This is a genomic window from Ruegeria sp. AK4, from assembly GCF_056541025.1.
Map to the genome: position 1 here is coordinate 329,662 of NZ_JBQFXS010000001.1, position 13,213 is coordinate 342,874.

Below are 13,213 nucleotides of genomic sequence, written 5' to 3' on the forward strand. Positions count from 1 at the left end.
CCCACAGTGGTTTATCCCGCTGTGAAATTATGCTCCTGCGAAAGGCTGCTCCATGAGCTTTGAAACCCCCGGTCCGGTTGAGGCCCAACTGCGCAACGCGATCAGCCCGATCGAAGAGATCATCGAAGACGCGCGCAAAGGCCGGATGTACATTCTGGTCGACCATGAGGATCGAGAAAACGAAGGCGATCTTGTGATTGCGGCCGAGTTTGCCGATGCCGAGGCGATCAATTTCATGGCCACCCACGGGCGCGGGCTGATCTGTCTGCCGATGACGGCTGAGCGGATCGACATGCTGGGCCTGCCGATGATGGCCGTGAACAATTCGTCGCGCCACGAGACCGCGTTCACGGTGTCCATCGAGGCGCGTGAGGGCGTCAGCACCGGGATCTCCGCTGCCGACCGCGCGCTGACGGTGGCGACCGCAATCAACGAGCAGAACACGATGGCGCACATCGCTACGCCGGGGCACGTTTTCCCGCTGCGCGCCAAACGGGGCGGGGTGCTGGTGCGTGCAGGCCATACCGAGGCTGCCGTGGATATCTCGCGCCTTGCAGGGCTGAACCCGGCAGGGGTGATCTGCGAGATCATGAAGCCCGACGGCACCATGGCGCGGCTCCCCGATCTGGTGGAATTCGCCAAAGAACACAACATGAAGATCGGCACGATCAGCGACCTGATTGCTTACCGGTCGCGCAATGACAATCTGGTGGTTGAGACGTCTCGGGAAACCGTCACCTCGGAATATGGCGGCGATTGGGAAATGCGGATTTTCACCGATCAGACCCATGGCATCGAACATGTGGTCATGATCAAGGGCGATATCACCACGCCCGATCCGGTGCTGATCCGCACGCACGCGTTGCACGAAGCCCCCGATATTCTGGGCCTTGGCCCGAAGTCCTCACGCGAATTGCCGCGCGCGATGGAGAAGATTGCCGAGGAAGGGCGCGGTGTTGTCTGCCTGTTCCGCCAGCCGCGCAACTCGCTCTATGCGGTCGAGGAGGAGGGACCGCGTACCATCAAGCAAACCGGTCTGGGCGCGCAGATACTGTCCAAGCTGGGTATTCAGGAGCTTGTGCTGCTGACCGACTCGCCTGAAACCGTATATCTGGGGCTCGACGCCTTTGGCCTGTCCATCGTCGGCACCCGGTCCATTCTCAAGGAAGACTGATCGTGGCTGAACAAGACAAACACGGCATCCTGCCGACGCCCGAATTCGACAAGCCGGTGAAGCTGCTGATCGTGGCCGCCCCGTTCTACCGCGCGATTGCCGACAACCTGATCGCTGGCGCTAAGGCCGAGATCGAAGCGGCGGGCGGCACCTGTGAAGTGGTCGAAGTTCCGGGTGCGCTGGAGATTCCTACGGCCATCGCCATGGCGGACCGTCAGTGCAATTTCGACGGATACGTCGCGTTGGGTTGCGTTATCCGGGGCGAAACGACGCATTACGAAACGGTGTGCAACGACTCAAGCCGCGCCATCCAGTTGATGGGCCTGCAAGGGCTGTGCATCGGCAACGGCATCCTGACGGTCGAGAATGACGAACAGGCCGAAGTCCGTGCGAACCCGGAAAAGATGAATAAAGGCGGCGGAGCGGCCGCTGCGGCCTTGCATCTGATCGCGCTGAGCCGTAAGTGGGGCTCTTCGCAAAAGGGCGTGGGCTTCAAGCCGCCGTCCGAGTCCATCCTTGTGGCGGGCGACAGCAACGGACCCACGACAGCATGACCCAGACAGACGCGCCGAAACCGGCCAACCAGAAACGCCTGATGAAATCCGCCGCCCGGCTATATGCCGTGCAGGCGCTGTTCCAGATGGAGCAATCGGGCCAGACGACCGAAGCGGTTGTGGCCGAGTTTCTGGATCACCGGTTTGGGGCTGTCTATGAGGGCGAAGAGATGCTGGACGGCGATATCCGCCTGTTCCGCAAGCTGGTCGAAGACGCCGTGAACTATCAGGCCCCGATCGACCAGATGACCGACCGTGCTCTGGTCGCGAAATGGCCCATCGCACGCATTGACCCGACCCTGCGTGCTGCCTTCCGCGCCGCAGGGGCCGAACTGACCCAAAGCGACACGCCGCCCAAGGTTGTGATCACCGAATTCGTCGACGTGGCGCGCGCCTTCTTCCCCGAGGGCAAAGAGCCCAAATTCGTCAACGCCGTGCTGGACCACATGGCGCGCGAGGCCCAGCCCGAGGCATTCTGACGCCTTTACCGCAGGGGGGCGTGCGCTAGCATATAAAAGCGCAAGGAGGTCCCCATGCCCAAACTCGTCCGACTCTATATCACTCAGGTTGCCTGGGGTTTCGTCATCTCGGCTGTGTTTGTGGGCGTGCTGCTGGCCTTGAACGTGGCCAACCTGCGCGAATTGATCACGGGTTCGGATGTGGGGCTGATCGCGCTGGTGATGATCTGGTTCATGAACGGGATCGTCTTCGCCGGGGTCCAGTTTGCCTATAAAATCATGAGCATGGCCGAAAAGCCCGGCGGACCGGGGCGTGGCTCGCCCGTTGTGCACAGCTTCAAGCCCGCGCTTGCCAAACAGGACGCGCGCGCCGAGCGCTGAGTTTTCAAGAGAAAATGTGGCGGGACCACCAGTCAACCGTGCGGTGTGATTCCCGAGGACCTGTATGTACAGGTGGGCGCCAGGTAATCAGGCCAGGACCTGAACAGAGCCAGCCCCCTCGGAATTGCTTAAGGCCACCAGAATGCTACCAATCACAAGAAGGGCAGAACCCGCCACGGGCCTAAGTAGGGTGTGCGGCGGGTTTGCACAAGGGGTTCATTGGGGGTCAGGCATCAACTGTTTCGTGCAGGGCTTTGCGCATCTTGCCAAAGTGCTCATCCCAGCCATCATCCAGCGAAAGGATCAGGCCAAAGGCCTCGGCCCCCTGTGGCAGACCTTCGTGCAGCAATCCCAGACGCGTACCGCCAGGGACCGGTTCCAGCGTCCATTTCACGGTGCTGACGGCGTTGCCCATCGGCTTTACGGTGAATGTATATTCCAGATATTCCGGCGGGCGCGCCTCCAGCACTTCGCCCCAGATCAGCAGATCGCCGCTTGTTGTTCCGAACATCTCGAGCTTTTGACCCTTGGCCAGCGGGCGCTCGGGCTTGTGGAACCACTCGGCCAGCCGGTCCGGGTCGGTCAGATAGGCCCACACGGTCTCGGGCTCGGCCCTGAGAAAAATGGTTTTTTGCAAAACGGCATTGGTCATTTCTTTTTCCTTTCAACAGCTTCCTTAAGAGAGTTAAGGCGATCATCCCAGAACTGGTCGAAGTAACGAAGCCAGTCCAGCACCGGGGCCATCCCCTGTGGTTCAAGTCGGTTGATGCGTTCTCTGCCGCGCGCCTCGACCGTGATCAGGCCGCCATCGGACAGCACGGTCAGATGCTTTTTTACAGCCGCGCGGGTCATGTCGAACCGGTCGGTAAGTTGCCCGATTGTCATGTCCTGCGCTGCAAGCAACTGCACGATGTCCCGGCGGGTGGGGTCGGCGAGCGCGCGAAACGCGTTCTGGGTTTGGTTCTGCATATGTAACCTCAAACGAGATACCATTTGGTATCATATAAATGAAGTACCATATGGTATCATGTCAAGTTATTTGAGGCGCTTTACATTTGTTCACGAATTGTTCACATTTCACATATGACATTGGATCTGCAACCGGGACAAAAACTTGCGCGTGGCGTGGCACGCCATCTGAGCGCGCATGGCTTTGTGTCTGTTGAGGAATTTGTGCCCGCACGCGGTCTGCGGGTGGATGTCATGGGGCTGGGCCCAAAGGGGGAACTGTGGGTGATCGAATGCAAATCCAGCCGGGCCGATTACCAGTCGGATTCCAAGTGGCAGGGCTATCTAGAATGGTGTGACCGATTCTTCTGGGCCGTCGATACCGAGTTTCCGACCGACCTGTTGCCGGACGAAACCGGCCTGATCATCGCTGACGCTTACGATGCCGAGATCATCCGCATGGCCCCGGAAGACAAGGTTGCTCCGGCGCGGCGCAAGAAGATGATTCAGAAGTTTGCAACCGATGCCGCACGCAGGCTGCAGGCGCTGCGGGATCCAAGGATCTGAGGCAGGCTAGCCTTTGACAGCCCGGGCCGCGTGGGCGGCGGCACGAATCTCGTCTGCGATTTCCTCGGCTTCCTCGGGGTCGAAATCCATCGGAACTTCGACGCCGTCGGCCTCAATGAACAGCCGCACCATGCCCTGATCGGTCGGACCGATCTGCAGGTTCGCTTGAATATCGCGTTCGGTGTTAATGCCCATATGCGCCTCCGGGAGTGAGCGTTTGTGCTAGCGCGGGGACGGTTGAGAATCAAGCCGCCATTGTGGACAGATAAGCCATGGAAGACGTTGTTCTGAGACCTTTTCACCCTGACGACGCCCCCTGGCTGGTCGAACAGCACGACACGCTCTACGCGCTGGACGAGGGGTTTGACGACAGTTTCGCCCCGCTTGTGGCGCGTGTTCTGGACGATTTCATCGCGGATCACGACCCCTCGCGCGAACGGGGCTGGATAGCCGAACGGGCAGGGCAACGGCTGGGCAGCATCTTTTGCGTCGCCTTGGATGAACAGACCGCAAAGCTGCGGCTGTTTCTGCTGGTGCCCGAGGCGCGCGGATTGGGGCTGGGCAAACGGATGCTGGACACGCTGACCGCGTTTGCCCGCTCTGCGGGATACCGGGACATTTCACTCTGGACGCATGAAAGCCACAAGGCGGCCTGTGCGTTATATCGGGCAAATGGCTGGCGGTTGCTGGACAGCAAACCGGTGCATTCCTTTGGGGTCGATCTTGTCGAACAAAGCTGGAAAATTCGGCTTTAATCCCCTTGCATTCCGTGGGCGCGTTCGGTACATCGCCCCCTACTAAGTGCCGCCTTAGCTCAGTTGGTTAGAGCGCTGGATTGTGGATCCAGAGGTCCCCTGTTCAAGCCAGGGAGGCGGTACCATCTCTCCCAAATCGATCTTCGTTAGAAAGCAGAATCTTGTGCTTTGATTGCGCGCCGGACGCGCTGAAACTCAGCGCGCCAGGTTCAGTCGGAACTTCATCTTGGCCTGTTTTGCGACCGGCAAATGCCGGTTCAGTCGCTTGTTGATCACGCCAAAGGTCCAGACGATCACCAGCGTCAGCATGATGAAATAAAACGCCAGAATCGGGTAGGGGACAAACGGGTTGAACGTCTTGTCGGCGAAATAGCTGGCATAATACAGCGCGTCGCCCCGTTGCTGCCAGGCCGGGAAGGCCGAGAAAAAGACAAGCGTGGTGGACTGGAACACAAAGATCGCCTCGTTCGTGTAGGCGGGCCAGGCCAGCCGCAGCATGGTGGGCCAGATGATGCGCCGGAAGCGGGACCAGCCGGACATGCCATAGGCGTCGGCGGCCTCGATATCGCCCTTGGGGATCGAGCGCAGCGCGCCATAGAAGATCTCACCCGAATAGGCTGCCGTGTTCAGGAACAGGACGATCAGCGCCCCCAGCCAGGCCGAGGTCAGGGCGTCGAACATCGGATAAGGCTTCTTCAACGACAGGAAGAAGAAATAGGCAAAGAAGAACTGGATGAACAGCGGCGAGCCCCGGAACAGAAAGATGAACCACTCGGCCGGTTTGCGCAGCCATTTATTCGGGGACGCCTTGCCAACGGCCAGAGCGGTCGCCAGGAAGAAGCCGGTCATCATGGCCATGAGACCGAAATAGATGTTCCAGATCATGCCCGAGCCGATCAGCGTGAAATGCTCGCACAGGGTGAAGTCGGTTTTGGGCAGCAGACGTTCACCGATCCCGATGGAGCGCAGGCCATAGTCCTGAATGGTCTGGAGGCAACTCATGCCGTGGTCTCCTTGCGCAGCAGCTCACCGCCGGATGTGGCCTGTCCGTGGGACAGTTTGCGCATCAGGCGTTCGAGACCGATTTCCGAAACACGGGTCATGCCAAGGTAGAAGACCAGCAGGAACAGGAAGTACCACATGCGCCAGTCGCCATGCGGGTAGTCGGTAAAGCGGGACGTCTTGGTGCCGCCCAGTTCGCGGGCCCAATAGACGATATCCTCGATCCCCAGCAGGAACAGCAGCGGCGTGGCCTTGATCAGGACCATCCACAGGTTGCTGAGGCCGGGCAGGGCATAGACCCACATCTGCGGCACCAGAACGCGCCAGAAAGTCTGCCGGCGGGTCATGCCGTAGGCCTCGGCTGTTTCCAGCTGCGCATGGGGGACGGCGCGCATGCCTCCGAACAGAACGTTGGCCGCGAAGGCCCCGAAAACAATCGAGAAAGTGACGATCGCAAGGAAGAACCCGTAGGTCTCATGCACCCATTCGGGCGCGCTGCCCAGCGGCAGCTTGGCGGCCTGACAGACGATAAAGTCATTGCCCTGTCGGACCGGATCCGTCCATTCCGGGCACATGACCTGATGGCGTGTCCATTCAAAGGCCTGATCCAGCGCGATCACGAAAAACAGGAAGAAAGCGATGTCCGGCACGCCGCGCACGATGGCGATGTATCCCTTGCCCAGCCAGCTCAGAGGCGGGAAATGCGACCGGGCGGCCATTGCGCCCGCAAACCCGAAACTCAGTGCGACGGGGGCGGTGATGGCCAGCAGCCCGAGGACTTTGAGAAAGGACAGATAGAACGACCAGTGGACGCCGTTGGTCAGATAGCAGGAAAACCATCGGAACGTTCCAAGCGTGTCAGGGTCAGCGCAATAGGAAAACATGGGGCGTCTTTCGAACGTCGGTCCCGGCCAAAAGCCGGGGTGGGGCCGGCGCGTTGGCTGCGCCGCCCCCGTTAGTGCGGATTAGTTGGTAACGACTGTGCCGTCGGCGTTGAAGGTGCCGATGCCTTCGCCGAACCATTTGACCAGTATCTCGTTAAGGCTTCCGTCGGCCTTCATCGAGGTGATCGCCTCGTCGAACTTGCCGCGCAGTTCACTGTCGCTTTCGCGAATGCCCATACCGATGCCGCCGCCCAGCGGGACGTCATCACCGACAAAAACCAGTTCGCCGCCCGATTCCTCGACGATCGGAACAAGGAAGTCCTTGTCGGCAAGAACCGCATCCGCTTCGCCGTTGCGCACGGCGGCGATGGTTTCTTCCGGCGTCGCGAATTCTACCAGAGTCGCACCGCTTTCAGCCACGTGACCGGCCTGAATGGTTGCGGTCTGGGCAGCAACGATCCCGCTTGTCACATCGACGCCGTCCGAGGCCGCGACATAGGCCGATGCGGCCGGCGGGAAATAGTTCTGGGTAAAGTCGATAACCTCGTCACGCTCATCGGTGATGGACATGCCCGCGATGATGGTGTCGTAGTTGCCCGAAACCAGGTTCGGAATGATCGAATCCCAGTCGTTCTTGACCCACTCGCACTCCAGGCTGGCGCGCTTGCACAGCTCATCGCCCAGTTCACGCTCGAAACCGTCGATTTCACCGGCATCGTTGATGAAGTTGTACGGAGGGTAGGCACCCTCGGTGCCCATGCGCACGGTGTCGGCCATGGCCATACCGGCGGTCAGCGCCAGTGCTGTGGTGGTCAGAATCAGGTTTTTCATGTGTACTCCCCTTATTGGTTCTGTCCTGAAGTTATGCCGCCTTTGTGGCGGATAGAAAGCCCCTAAGTCGCTGGGATTCAGGGGACGTGAAGATGTCTTCGGGTGTGCCTTCCTCTTCGATCAGGCCCTGATGCAGGAACACGACATGGCTCGAGATATCGGCCGCCATTTTCATGTCATGGGTCACGATGATCATGGTGCGGCCTTCGGCGGCCAGATCCTTGATCACCCTGATCACTTCCTGTTCCAGTTCCGGGTCCAGGGCCGAGGTCGGCTCGTCGAACAACAGCGCCTCGGGTTCCATGCACAGACCGCGGGCAATCGCCGCGCGCTGCTGCTGGCCGCCGGACAATTGCGCCGGGTAGACGTCACACTTGTCGCCAATTCCCACTTTTTCCAGATACTTACGGGCGCTGTCTTCAACTTCGGCCCTGTCGCGGCCAAGCACGGTGACGGGTGCCTCCATCACGTTTTGCAGGATGGTCATGTGGGCCCAAAGGTTGAACTGCTGAAACACCATCGACAGGTTGGTGCGGATGCGCAGAACCTGTTTGGCGTCGGCGGGGCGGCGGTGGTGGCCCGCACCGGTCCAGTGCACCGGTTCGCCTTTGAACAGAATCTCGCCCTCCTGACTGTCTTCCAGAAGGTTGCAGCAGCGCAGCAGCGTCGATTTCCCCGAGCCGGATGAGCCGATCAGCGAAACGACGTCGCCCCGATGGGCGGTGATATCCACCCCTTTCAGCACTTCGAGACGTCCGAAGCTTTTGTGAAGGTTCTTAATCTCGATAACGGGAGCGGTGTCTGTCACGGGCGGTCCGGTTGTTGGTGCTGTTGGTGCGGTACTAGGGCTGAAAATTCAGCGCAATGCAATGCGCAAAAGGTAGAATCGGGCGATGAAAGGCTCAAATTGACCAGACGTCGTCGTCAAAATGGTCAGTGCTACGGGTCTGGCGCTTGTGGTGGCGGTGGGGTCGGAACGGCCAGATATCGGTCGGCTGGTATGTCGATCAGCCCCCGGATGTGCAACGCCGCGCGATCCGCATCGGACAGGTCGCCAATGGCTGCGCAGACCGCCTCGGCAACCCGAGCCGTGTCCTGGCCGGGGGCGGTGATGTAAGGCAGCGTCGGCGTCGGCTCGGTACTGGCGACTTCGCGCAGTTCGTGGCCCAGATCGGTAAACTCTTTCAGCATCATCCAGGTCAGCGCATCCAGCGAGGCAAAATCGGCGCGCTTTTCGGCTACCGCCTGCGCCGACAAGGCGTGCCCGCCGGTTTCCAGAGCGGTCTTTGGTGTCAGCCCCAGCTTCGACAGATGCGTGACCGGCGCAGCCCATCCGGATTGCGACAGCGCTTCGTTATACGCGAAAACGCCTTGGGCAAGGTCGGGCAAGTCCCGTTCATCCTCGCGCCGGGCCACGAAGACCGAGCAATAATACCCCGGCGGGCAACCCTCTAGCCCATAATCCGGTGTGCCGACCAGTTGCACCTTGCCGTGCAGACGGGTTCGGTACGGCATGCCGCAGGTTTGGGCGAAGACAAGATTAGGGCTCTGCCAGATGTCCCAGACGTTTCCATCGCGGGTCAGAAGCGACGGGCCAAAGCCCAGATGGGTGCGAATCGATGTCCAGAACCGATCATTCGCGGGCTGTATGGCGGGCATGTCGTACATGCCCAGCATTGCGATCACGATTTGGCGGCCTTTTGCCGGGCCAGCGCCGAATCGACATCGCTGACCCCCAGCAGGCTGACCACCAGCCGCAGCAGCGAATCCTCTTCCCCGGTCCGGTGCCCGTCGGCCAAAGCAACCGACCACATCGCCTGCACGACGGCCAGCCGGTCGTCATAGGCCACAGCTTCCTTGATGGCGCGGGTGAAGCGGACGGTATCGGGCGCCTCGGCCTCAAGATCCTCGGCTTTGGCGCGCAGTCCTGCAGCCTCGAAAGGAGACAGGCCGTAGCGTTCGGCGGAAATCTTGTCGATTCGGGCCATCTCGGTATCGGCATAGTCGTTGTCAGAGCGGGCAATGCGCACCAGAAGGGCCGTCAGGGCCAGTCGGGCATCGTCATCGGCAAGCGGGTCGGGCTGAGGCTGCGTGAGCCGGGACAGGAAATCGCTGAACATGACTGAGATATAGACCCGGCTTAGCTGGCTTCCAAGCGGCTTTGCACCCGCTCGCGTGCCGCCTGACTGTCGTTGTAACTCAGTCCCATCGCGGCGCGGGCTTCCTCGACGATCTTGATTTCGCCTTCATTCGAGTGGCCGTCGGCCAGCACGACCTCCCACAAGGCATCCAGCGCGGCCAGACGTTCTTTCAGGTCGGTGGTCTCGCGGATCAGCTTGCCGAACGTATCGGTTTCCGGGGCGGCCGCGTGCAGCTTTTCGCAGGTGGCGCGCACCTTGGCGGCCTCGATCGCGTTGTGCTGGTACAAACGCGCGAGGATTCGGTCGATCAGGCTGATCTCTTCCAGCTTGTAATCCCGATCCGCCTGTGCCACGCGCACCATCAAAGCACCCAGTGCCAGTTCGGCATCCGGGTCGGGCAGGTGATCATGTTGCGGCGGGCGAAACGCCTGAAGGAATTTTTTCAGCATGAGCCTAGGTTAGTCCTTATTTTCAACAGCGCCAAGCAAGGCTACCCGTCATAGCCCTGGATGATCACAAGATCGCCCATCGAGACGGGCGTGCGGATATCCTTGGCCTTTTGATAGCCGTCACTTTCGTAACAGGCGAGGGCGTCTTCGTAGCTGGGAAACTCGATCACCACTGTCCGCGATCTGGATGAGCCTTCCTTGATCTGGTGCGCACCGCCGCGCACCAGGAACTTTGCGCCGTATGCGGCAAAGGGTTCGGCGTTGGCAGCGATGTAGTTTTTATACGCGTCCATATCGTCGATATCGACATGGGCAACCCAGTATCCTTTGGTCACGGGGTGTTCTCCTGCTCGGTCACACGGGCAGGTTGATCAGATTTCGCGCGAATTGCAATCCCGCGTTCAGCCTGCCCAACCGATGGCGGCCTTGGCCTGTTCGCTCAGCCATTGCAGCATCTGCCTGTAGGGAACCGGCCCATAGCTTACACGGGCCACGCCAAGCTCTGCCAGATGCGGGGTTTCGGGGGTGCCGGGCAGAGCGATGATGTTCACCGGCAGGTCCGTTTCCGCGCAGAGGCTTTTGATCATCGCCTCATCCCTCAGGCCCGGCGCGAAAAATCCACTGGCCCCGGCATCGGCATAGGCTTTGGCGCGGGCGATTGCGTCATCCAGCATGGTGTTGTCATGCGTATCGGGCGCGGCTTTCAGGAAGATATCGGTGCGGGCGTTGATAAAGGCCGGGATACCCGCTGCATCGCAGCCTTCGCGCATCGCCGCGACCCGGGCGGCCTGCGTTTCGATATCGTAAAGGTCCTTGGTGCCGACGATCTGGTCCTCGAAGTTGAAACCGACGACACCGGTTTGGAGCGCCTGCTGGACGTTGCTGGCGATGCCCAGCACGTCTTCGGCATAGCCGCCTTCAAAATCCAGCGTGACGGGCACATCGACGGCATCCACGATCCGCTTTGCGTTCGCCAGCGCGATATCCATCGGGATATTCTGACCATCGGCATAGCCCTGCGCCATCGCGACGGGCGCGCTGCCGGTTGCAATCGCCTGCGCCCCGCCATCGGCCACTGCGGCAGCACTGCCTGCGTCCCAGATATTGAACAGGACAAACGGATCGCCCTTCTTGTGCAGGGCTGCAAACTGTTCCGCCTGGGTTGCTTGATTGGTCATGGCTGGCCTCCTGTCGCTGCTATGGCGGCAGTTAACCGTGCAAATCGCCGGCGCGTAAAGATGTTTCGCGCCGACTGGTACAATACCGGTATCGGTCCGTGATCAGACCAGGCGCGAGGTGTCTTTCGCTGCGCGCACGAACTCGCGGAACAGGGGGTGGGGTTCGAACGGTTTGGATTTCAATTCGGGGTGGTACTGAACCCCGATGAACCACGGATGATCCGACCATTCGACAATCTCGGGCAACCGGCCATCCGGCGACATGCCCGAGAAATTCAGACCCGCCTTTTCCAGCTTGTCGCGATATTTGATGTCGACCTCGTACCGGTGACGGTGGCGCTCTTCGATCTGGGTGCCGCCATAGACGTCGGCGACCTTTGACCCCTCGGCCAGAACCGCGTTGTACGCGCCCAAACGCATGGTGCCGCCCTTGTCGTCGCCGACTTTGCGTTCAACCTTGTGGTTGCCCTGAACCCATTCCTTGAGGTGGTAAACCACCGGCTCAAAACGCTTTTTCCCGGCTTCGTGGTCAAACTCCTCGGAACCTGCTTCGGCAATTCCAGCGGCGTTCCGGGCGGCTTCGATCACGGCCATCTGCATCCCCAGACAGATGCCCAGATAGGGCACCTTATGCTCGCGCGCATATTGAGCGGCCTTGATCTTGCCCTCGGTGCCGCGCTCGCCAAACCCGCCGGGAACGAGGATGGCGTGGAAGCCTTCCAGATAAGGGGCAGCGTCTTCGGTGTCGAATACCTCGGCATCGACCCATTCGATCTTGACCTTGACCCGGTTGGCCATGCCGCCATGGGTCAACGCTTCGGCAATCGACTTATAGGCGTCTTCCAACTGGGTGTATTTGCCGACGATGGCGACCTTCACTTCGCCTTCGGCGTTGTGGATGCGGTCGCTGACATCTTCCCATTTGGCCAGATCGGGCTTGGGGGCCGGGCTGATCTGGAACGCGTCCAAAACCGCCTGATCCAGACCTTCCTTGTGATAGGCCAGCGGGGCGTCATAGATGGTGCTGAGGTCCTGCGCAGCAATCACGCTGTCGGGGCGCACGTTACAGAACAGCGCCAGCTTTTCACGTTCCTTCTCCGGAATCGGACCCTCGGAGCGGCAGACCAGAATATCCGGGGCCAGACCGATCGACCGCAATTCCTTGACCGAGTGCTGGGTCGGCTTGGTTTTCAACTCGCCCGAGGCCTTGATATAGGGCAGCAGCGTCAGGTGCATGAACAGGCACTGACCGCGCGGCTTGTCCTGGCTGAACTGACGGATGGCCTCAAAGAAGGGCAGGCCTTCGATATCGCCGACAGTGCCGCCGATCTCACACAGCATGAAATCGACCTCATCCTCACCAATGGCGATGAAATCCTTGATCTCGTTGGTGACGTGCGGGATCACCTGAATGGTCTTGCCCAGGTAGTCACCGCGGCGTTCCTTCTCCAGCACGTTGGAATAAATCCGCCCCGAACTGACCGAGTCGGTTTTGCGGGCAGCCACACCGGTGAAGCGTTCATAATGGCCAAGGTCCAGATCGGTTTCGGCCCCGTCATCGGTGACGAAAACCTCGCCATGTTCGAACGGTGACATGGTGCCGGGATCGACGTTCAGATAGGGGTCCAGCTTGCGCAGACGTACCGAGTATCCCCGGGCCTGCAACAGCGCGCCCAAAGCCGCCGAGGCCAGTCCCTTGCCCAAGGACGAAACCACACCACCAGTGATGAAAATAAATCGCGCCATAGTTTTTCGGCTGCTCCCGTGAGACGTCATAATCAGCTGCCCGGCGGCTTGAAAAAACCGCTGCATCACGGGACTTCACGTATAAAGGATTCGCGCCAAAAGCGCAAGAGAACCGCAAGATGCTGTTGCAGTTCTCTTTCAGGTT

At 60.2% G+C, this 13,213-nt stretch carries 19 protein-coding genes and 1 tRNA gene; 7 read left to right on the forward strand and 13 right to left on the reverse strand.

Translation table 11 applies throughout. The annotated features are described in order from the left end of the window. Positions 1-52 precede the first annotated feature (52 nt). From ribB to ACR0EZ_RS01405, 4 genes are read left to right on the forward strand one after another with little or no spacing between them, the layout of a single operon-like run. Complete coding sequence (gene ribB / locus ACR0EZ_RS01390) at positions 53-1,174, forward strand: 3,4-dihydroxy-2-butanone-4-phosphate synthase (RefSeq protein ID WP_480610017.1); 1,122 nt, start codon at positions 53-55, stop codon at positions 1,172-1,174. 2 nt (positions 1,175-1,176) lie between these two features. Beyond that, entirely contained in the window at positions 1,177-1,728 is a 552-nt protein-coding gene (locus tag ACR0EZ_RS01395) for a 6,7-dimethyl-8-ribityllumazine synthase (protein ID WP_480610018.1), read from the forward strand. Then, positions 1,725-2,207 (forward strand): transcription antitermination factor NusB, encoded by a 483-nt coding sequence (gene nusB / locus ACR0EZ_RS01400; protein WP_480610020.1) that lies wholly within the window; start codon positions 1,725-1,727, stop codon positions 2,205-2,207. The genes ACR0EZ_RS01395 and nusB overlap by 4 nt, the downstream gene beginning before the upstream one ends. A 54-nt stretch (positions 2,208-2,261) precedes the next feature. Continuing rightward, the gene (locus ACR0EZ_RS01405; RefSeq protein ID WP_480610022.1) at positions 2,262-2,567 is read left to right on the forward strand and encodes a hypothetical protein; all 306 of its coding nucleotides are present in this window, start codon (positions 2,262-2,264) and stop codon (positions 2,565-2,567) included. Positions 2,568-2,793: 226 nt separating this feature from the next. Here ACR0EZ_RS01405 and ACR0EZ_RS01410 read toward each other — a convergent pair whose 3' ends face one another. Beyond that, entirely contained in the window at positions 2,794-3,219 is a 426-nt protein-coding gene (locus ACR0EZ_RS01410) for an SRPBCC family protein (protein ID WP_480610023.1), read from the reverse strand. Next, entirely contained in the window at positions 3,216-3,536 is a 321-nt protein-coding gene (locus tag ACR0EZ_RS01415; RefSeq protein WP_480610025.1) for an ArsR/SmtB family transcription factor, read from the reverse strand. Before ACR0EZ_RS01415 ends, ACR0EZ_RS01410 begins: the two co-directional genes overlap by 4 nt. Positions 3,537-3,650: 114 nt before the next feature. On the opposite strand from ACR0EZ_RS01415, the gene ACR0EZ_RS01420 reads away from it, so the two are divergent. Beyond that, the gene (locus ACR0EZ_RS01420) at positions 3,651-4,082 is read left to right on the forward strand and encodes an MmcB family DNA repair protein (RefSeq protein WP_480610027.1); all 432 of its coding nucleotides are present in this window, start codon (positions 3,651-3,653) and stop codon (positions 4,080-4,082) included. Between the two features lie 6 nt (positions 4,083-4,088). Here ACR0EZ_RS01420 and ACR0EZ_RS01425 read toward each other — a convergent pair whose 3' ends face one another. Further along, positions 4,089-4,277, reverse strand: coding sequence for a DUF6324 family protein (locus ACR0EZ_RS01425; RefSeq protein WP_480610029.1), 189 nt, complete (start codon positions 4,275-4,277; stop codon positions 4,089-4,091). A gap of 77 nt (positions 4,278-4,354) precedes the next feature. Here ACR0EZ_RS01425 and ACR0EZ_RS01430 point away from each other — a divergent pair, with 77 nt between their 5' ends. Next, positions 4,355-4,837, forward strand: coding sequence for an N-acetyltransferase family protein (locus tag ACR0EZ_RS01430; RefSeq protein WP_480610030.1), 483 nt, complete (start codon positions 4,355-4,357; stop codon positions 4,835-4,837). A gap of 48 nt (positions 4,838-4,885) precedes the next feature. After that, positions 4,886-4,962 (forward strand) — tRNA-His (locus ACR0EZ_RS01435). A 70-nt stretch (positions 4,963-5,032) separates the two neighbouring features. Here the strand turns inward: ACR0EZ_RS01435 and ACR0EZ_RS01440 are convergent. The 10 genes from ACR0EZ_RS01440 to ACR0EZ_RS01485 all read right to left on the reverse strand — a co-directional run bounded on the left by ACR0EZ_RS01440 (position 5,033) and on the right by ACR0EZ_RS01485 (position 13,068). Then, positions 5,033-5,839: an ABC transporter permease gene (locus tag ACR0EZ_RS01440; protein WP_480610031.1), complete on the reverse strand. Its 807-nt coding sequence runs from the start codon at positions 5,837-5,839 to the stop codon at positions 5,033-5,035. Beyond that, positions 5,836-6,723, reverse strand: coding sequence for an ABC transporter permease (locus ACR0EZ_RS01445; RefSeq protein ID WP_480610033.1), 888 nt, complete (start codon positions 6,721-6,723; stop codon positions 5,836-5,838). Before ACR0EZ_RS01445 ends, ACR0EZ_RS01440 begins: the two co-directional genes overlap by 4 nt. Positions 6,724-6,804: 81 nt before the next feature. Beyond that, positions 6,805-7,554 (reverse strand): transporter substrate-binding domain-containing protein, encoded by a 750-nt coding sequence (locus ACR0EZ_RS01450; protein WP_480610035.1) that lies wholly within the window; start codon positions 7,552-7,554, stop codon positions 6,805-6,807. A gap of 31 nt (positions 7,555-7,585) precedes the next feature. After that, positions 7,586-8,362, reverse strand: coding sequence for an ABC transporter ATP-binding protein (locus ACR0EZ_RS01455; RefSeq protein WP_480610037.1), 777 nt, complete (start codon positions 8,360-8,362; stop codon positions 7,586-7,588). A 131-nt stretch (positions 8,363-8,493) separates the two neighbouring features. After that, entirely contained in the window at positions 8,494-9,240 is a 747-nt protein-coding gene (locus ACR0EZ_RS01460; RefSeq protein WP_480610039.1) for a phosphate/phosphite/phosphonate ABC transporter substrate-binding protein, read from the reverse strand. Beyond that, positions 9,237-9,674 (reverse strand): tellurite resistance TerB family protein, encoded by a 438-nt coding sequence (locus tag ACR0EZ_RS01465; protein ID WP_480610041.1) that lies wholly within the window; start codon positions 9,672-9,674, stop codon positions 9,237-9,239. Before ACR0EZ_RS01465 ends, ACR0EZ_RS01460 begins: the two co-directional genes overlap by 4 nt. 20 nt (positions 9,675-9,694) lie before the next feature. Continuing rightward, a complete protein-coding gene (locus tag ACR0EZ_RS01470; RefSeq protein WP_480610043.1) occupies positions 9,695-10,144 on the reverse strand; it encodes a tellurite resistance TerB family protein in 450 nt (149 codons plus the stop codon). 41 nt (positions 10,145-10,185) lie between these two features. Next, the gene (locus ACR0EZ_RS01475) at positions 10,186-10,479 is read right to left on the reverse strand and encodes a DUF1330 domain-containing protein (protein WP_480610045.1); all 294 of its coding nucleotides are present in this window, start codon (positions 10,477-10,479) and stop codon (positions 10,186-10,188) included. Between the two features lie 66 nt (positions 10,480-10,545). Further along, positions 10,546-11,322, reverse strand: a complete 777-nt coding sequence (locus tag ACR0EZ_RS01480; RefSeq protein ID WP_480610046.1) for an isocitrate lyase/PEP mutase family protein — start codon at positions 11,320-11,322, stop codon at positions 10,546-10,548. A gap of 102 nt (positions 11,323-11,424) precedes the next feature. Next, on the reverse strand, positions 11,425-13,068 hold the full coding sequence (locus tag ACR0EZ_RS01485; RefSeq protein WP_480610048.1) for a CTP synthase: 1,644 nt from the start codon (positions 13,066-13,068) through the stop codon (positions 11,425-11,427). Between the last annotated feature and the right edge of the window lie 145 nt (positions 13,069-13,213).

Coding starts and splice junctions, on each gene's coding strand:
- ACR0EZ_RS01405 (WP_480610022.1), top strand. CDS start 2,262: ATGCCCAAACTCGTCCGACTCTATATCACTCAGGTTGCCTGGGGTTTC.
- nusB (WP_480610020.1), top strand. CDS start 1,725: ATGACCCAGACAGACGCGCCGAAACCGGCCAACCAGAAACGCCTGATG.
- ACR0EZ_RS01445 (WP_480610033.1), bottom strand. CDS start 6,723: ATGTTTTCCTATTGCGCTGACCCTGACACGCTTGGAACGTTCCGATGG.
- ACR0EZ_RS01420 (WP_480610027.1), top strand. CDS start 3,651: ATGACATTGGATCTGCAACCGGGACAAAAACTTGCGCGTGGCGTGGCA.
- ACR0EZ_RS01450 (WP_480610035.1), bottom strand. CDS start 7,554: ATGAAAAACCTGATTCTGACCACCACAGCACTGGCGCTGACCGCCGGT.
- ACR0EZ_RS01480 (WP_480610046.1), bottom strand. CDS start 11,322: ATGACCAATCAAGCAACCCAGGCGGAACAGTTTGCAGCCCTGCACAAG.
- ACR0EZ_RS01470 (WP_480610043.1), bottom strand. CDS start 10,144: ATGCTGAAAAAATTCCTTCAGGCGTTTCGCCCGCCGCAACATGATCAC.
- ACR0EZ_RS01430 (WP_480610030.1), top strand. CDS start 4,355: ATGGAAGACGTTGTTCTGAGACCTTTTCACCCTGACGACGCCCCCTGG.
- ACR0EZ_RS01485 (WP_480610048.1), bottom strand. CDS start 13,068: ATGGCGCGATTTATTTTCATCACTGGTGGTGTGGTTTCGTCCTTGGGC.
- ribB (WP_480610017.1), top strand. CDS start 53: ATGAGCTTTGAAACCCCCGGTCCGGTTGAGGCCCAACTGCGCAACGCG.
- ACR0EZ_RS01410 (WP_480610023.1), bottom strand. CDS start 3,219: ATGACCAATGCCGTTTTGCAAAAAACCATTTTTCTCAGGGCCGAGCCC.
- ACR0EZ_RS01415 (WP_480610025.1), bottom strand. CDS start 3,536: ATGCAGAACCAAACCCAGAACGCGTTTCGCGCGCTCGCCGACCCCACC.
- ACR0EZ_RS01440 (WP_480610031.1), bottom strand. CDS start 5,839: ATGAGTTGCCTCCAGACCATTCAGGACTATGGCCTGCGCTCCATCGGG.
- ACR0EZ_RS01465 (WP_480610041.1), bottom strand. CDS start 9,674: ATGTTCAGCGATTTCCTGTCCCGGCTCACGCAGCCTCAGCCCGACCCG.
- ACR0EZ_RS01425 (WP_480610029.1), bottom strand. CDS start 4,277: ATGGGCATTAACACCGAACGCGATATTCAAGCGAACCTGCAGATCGGT.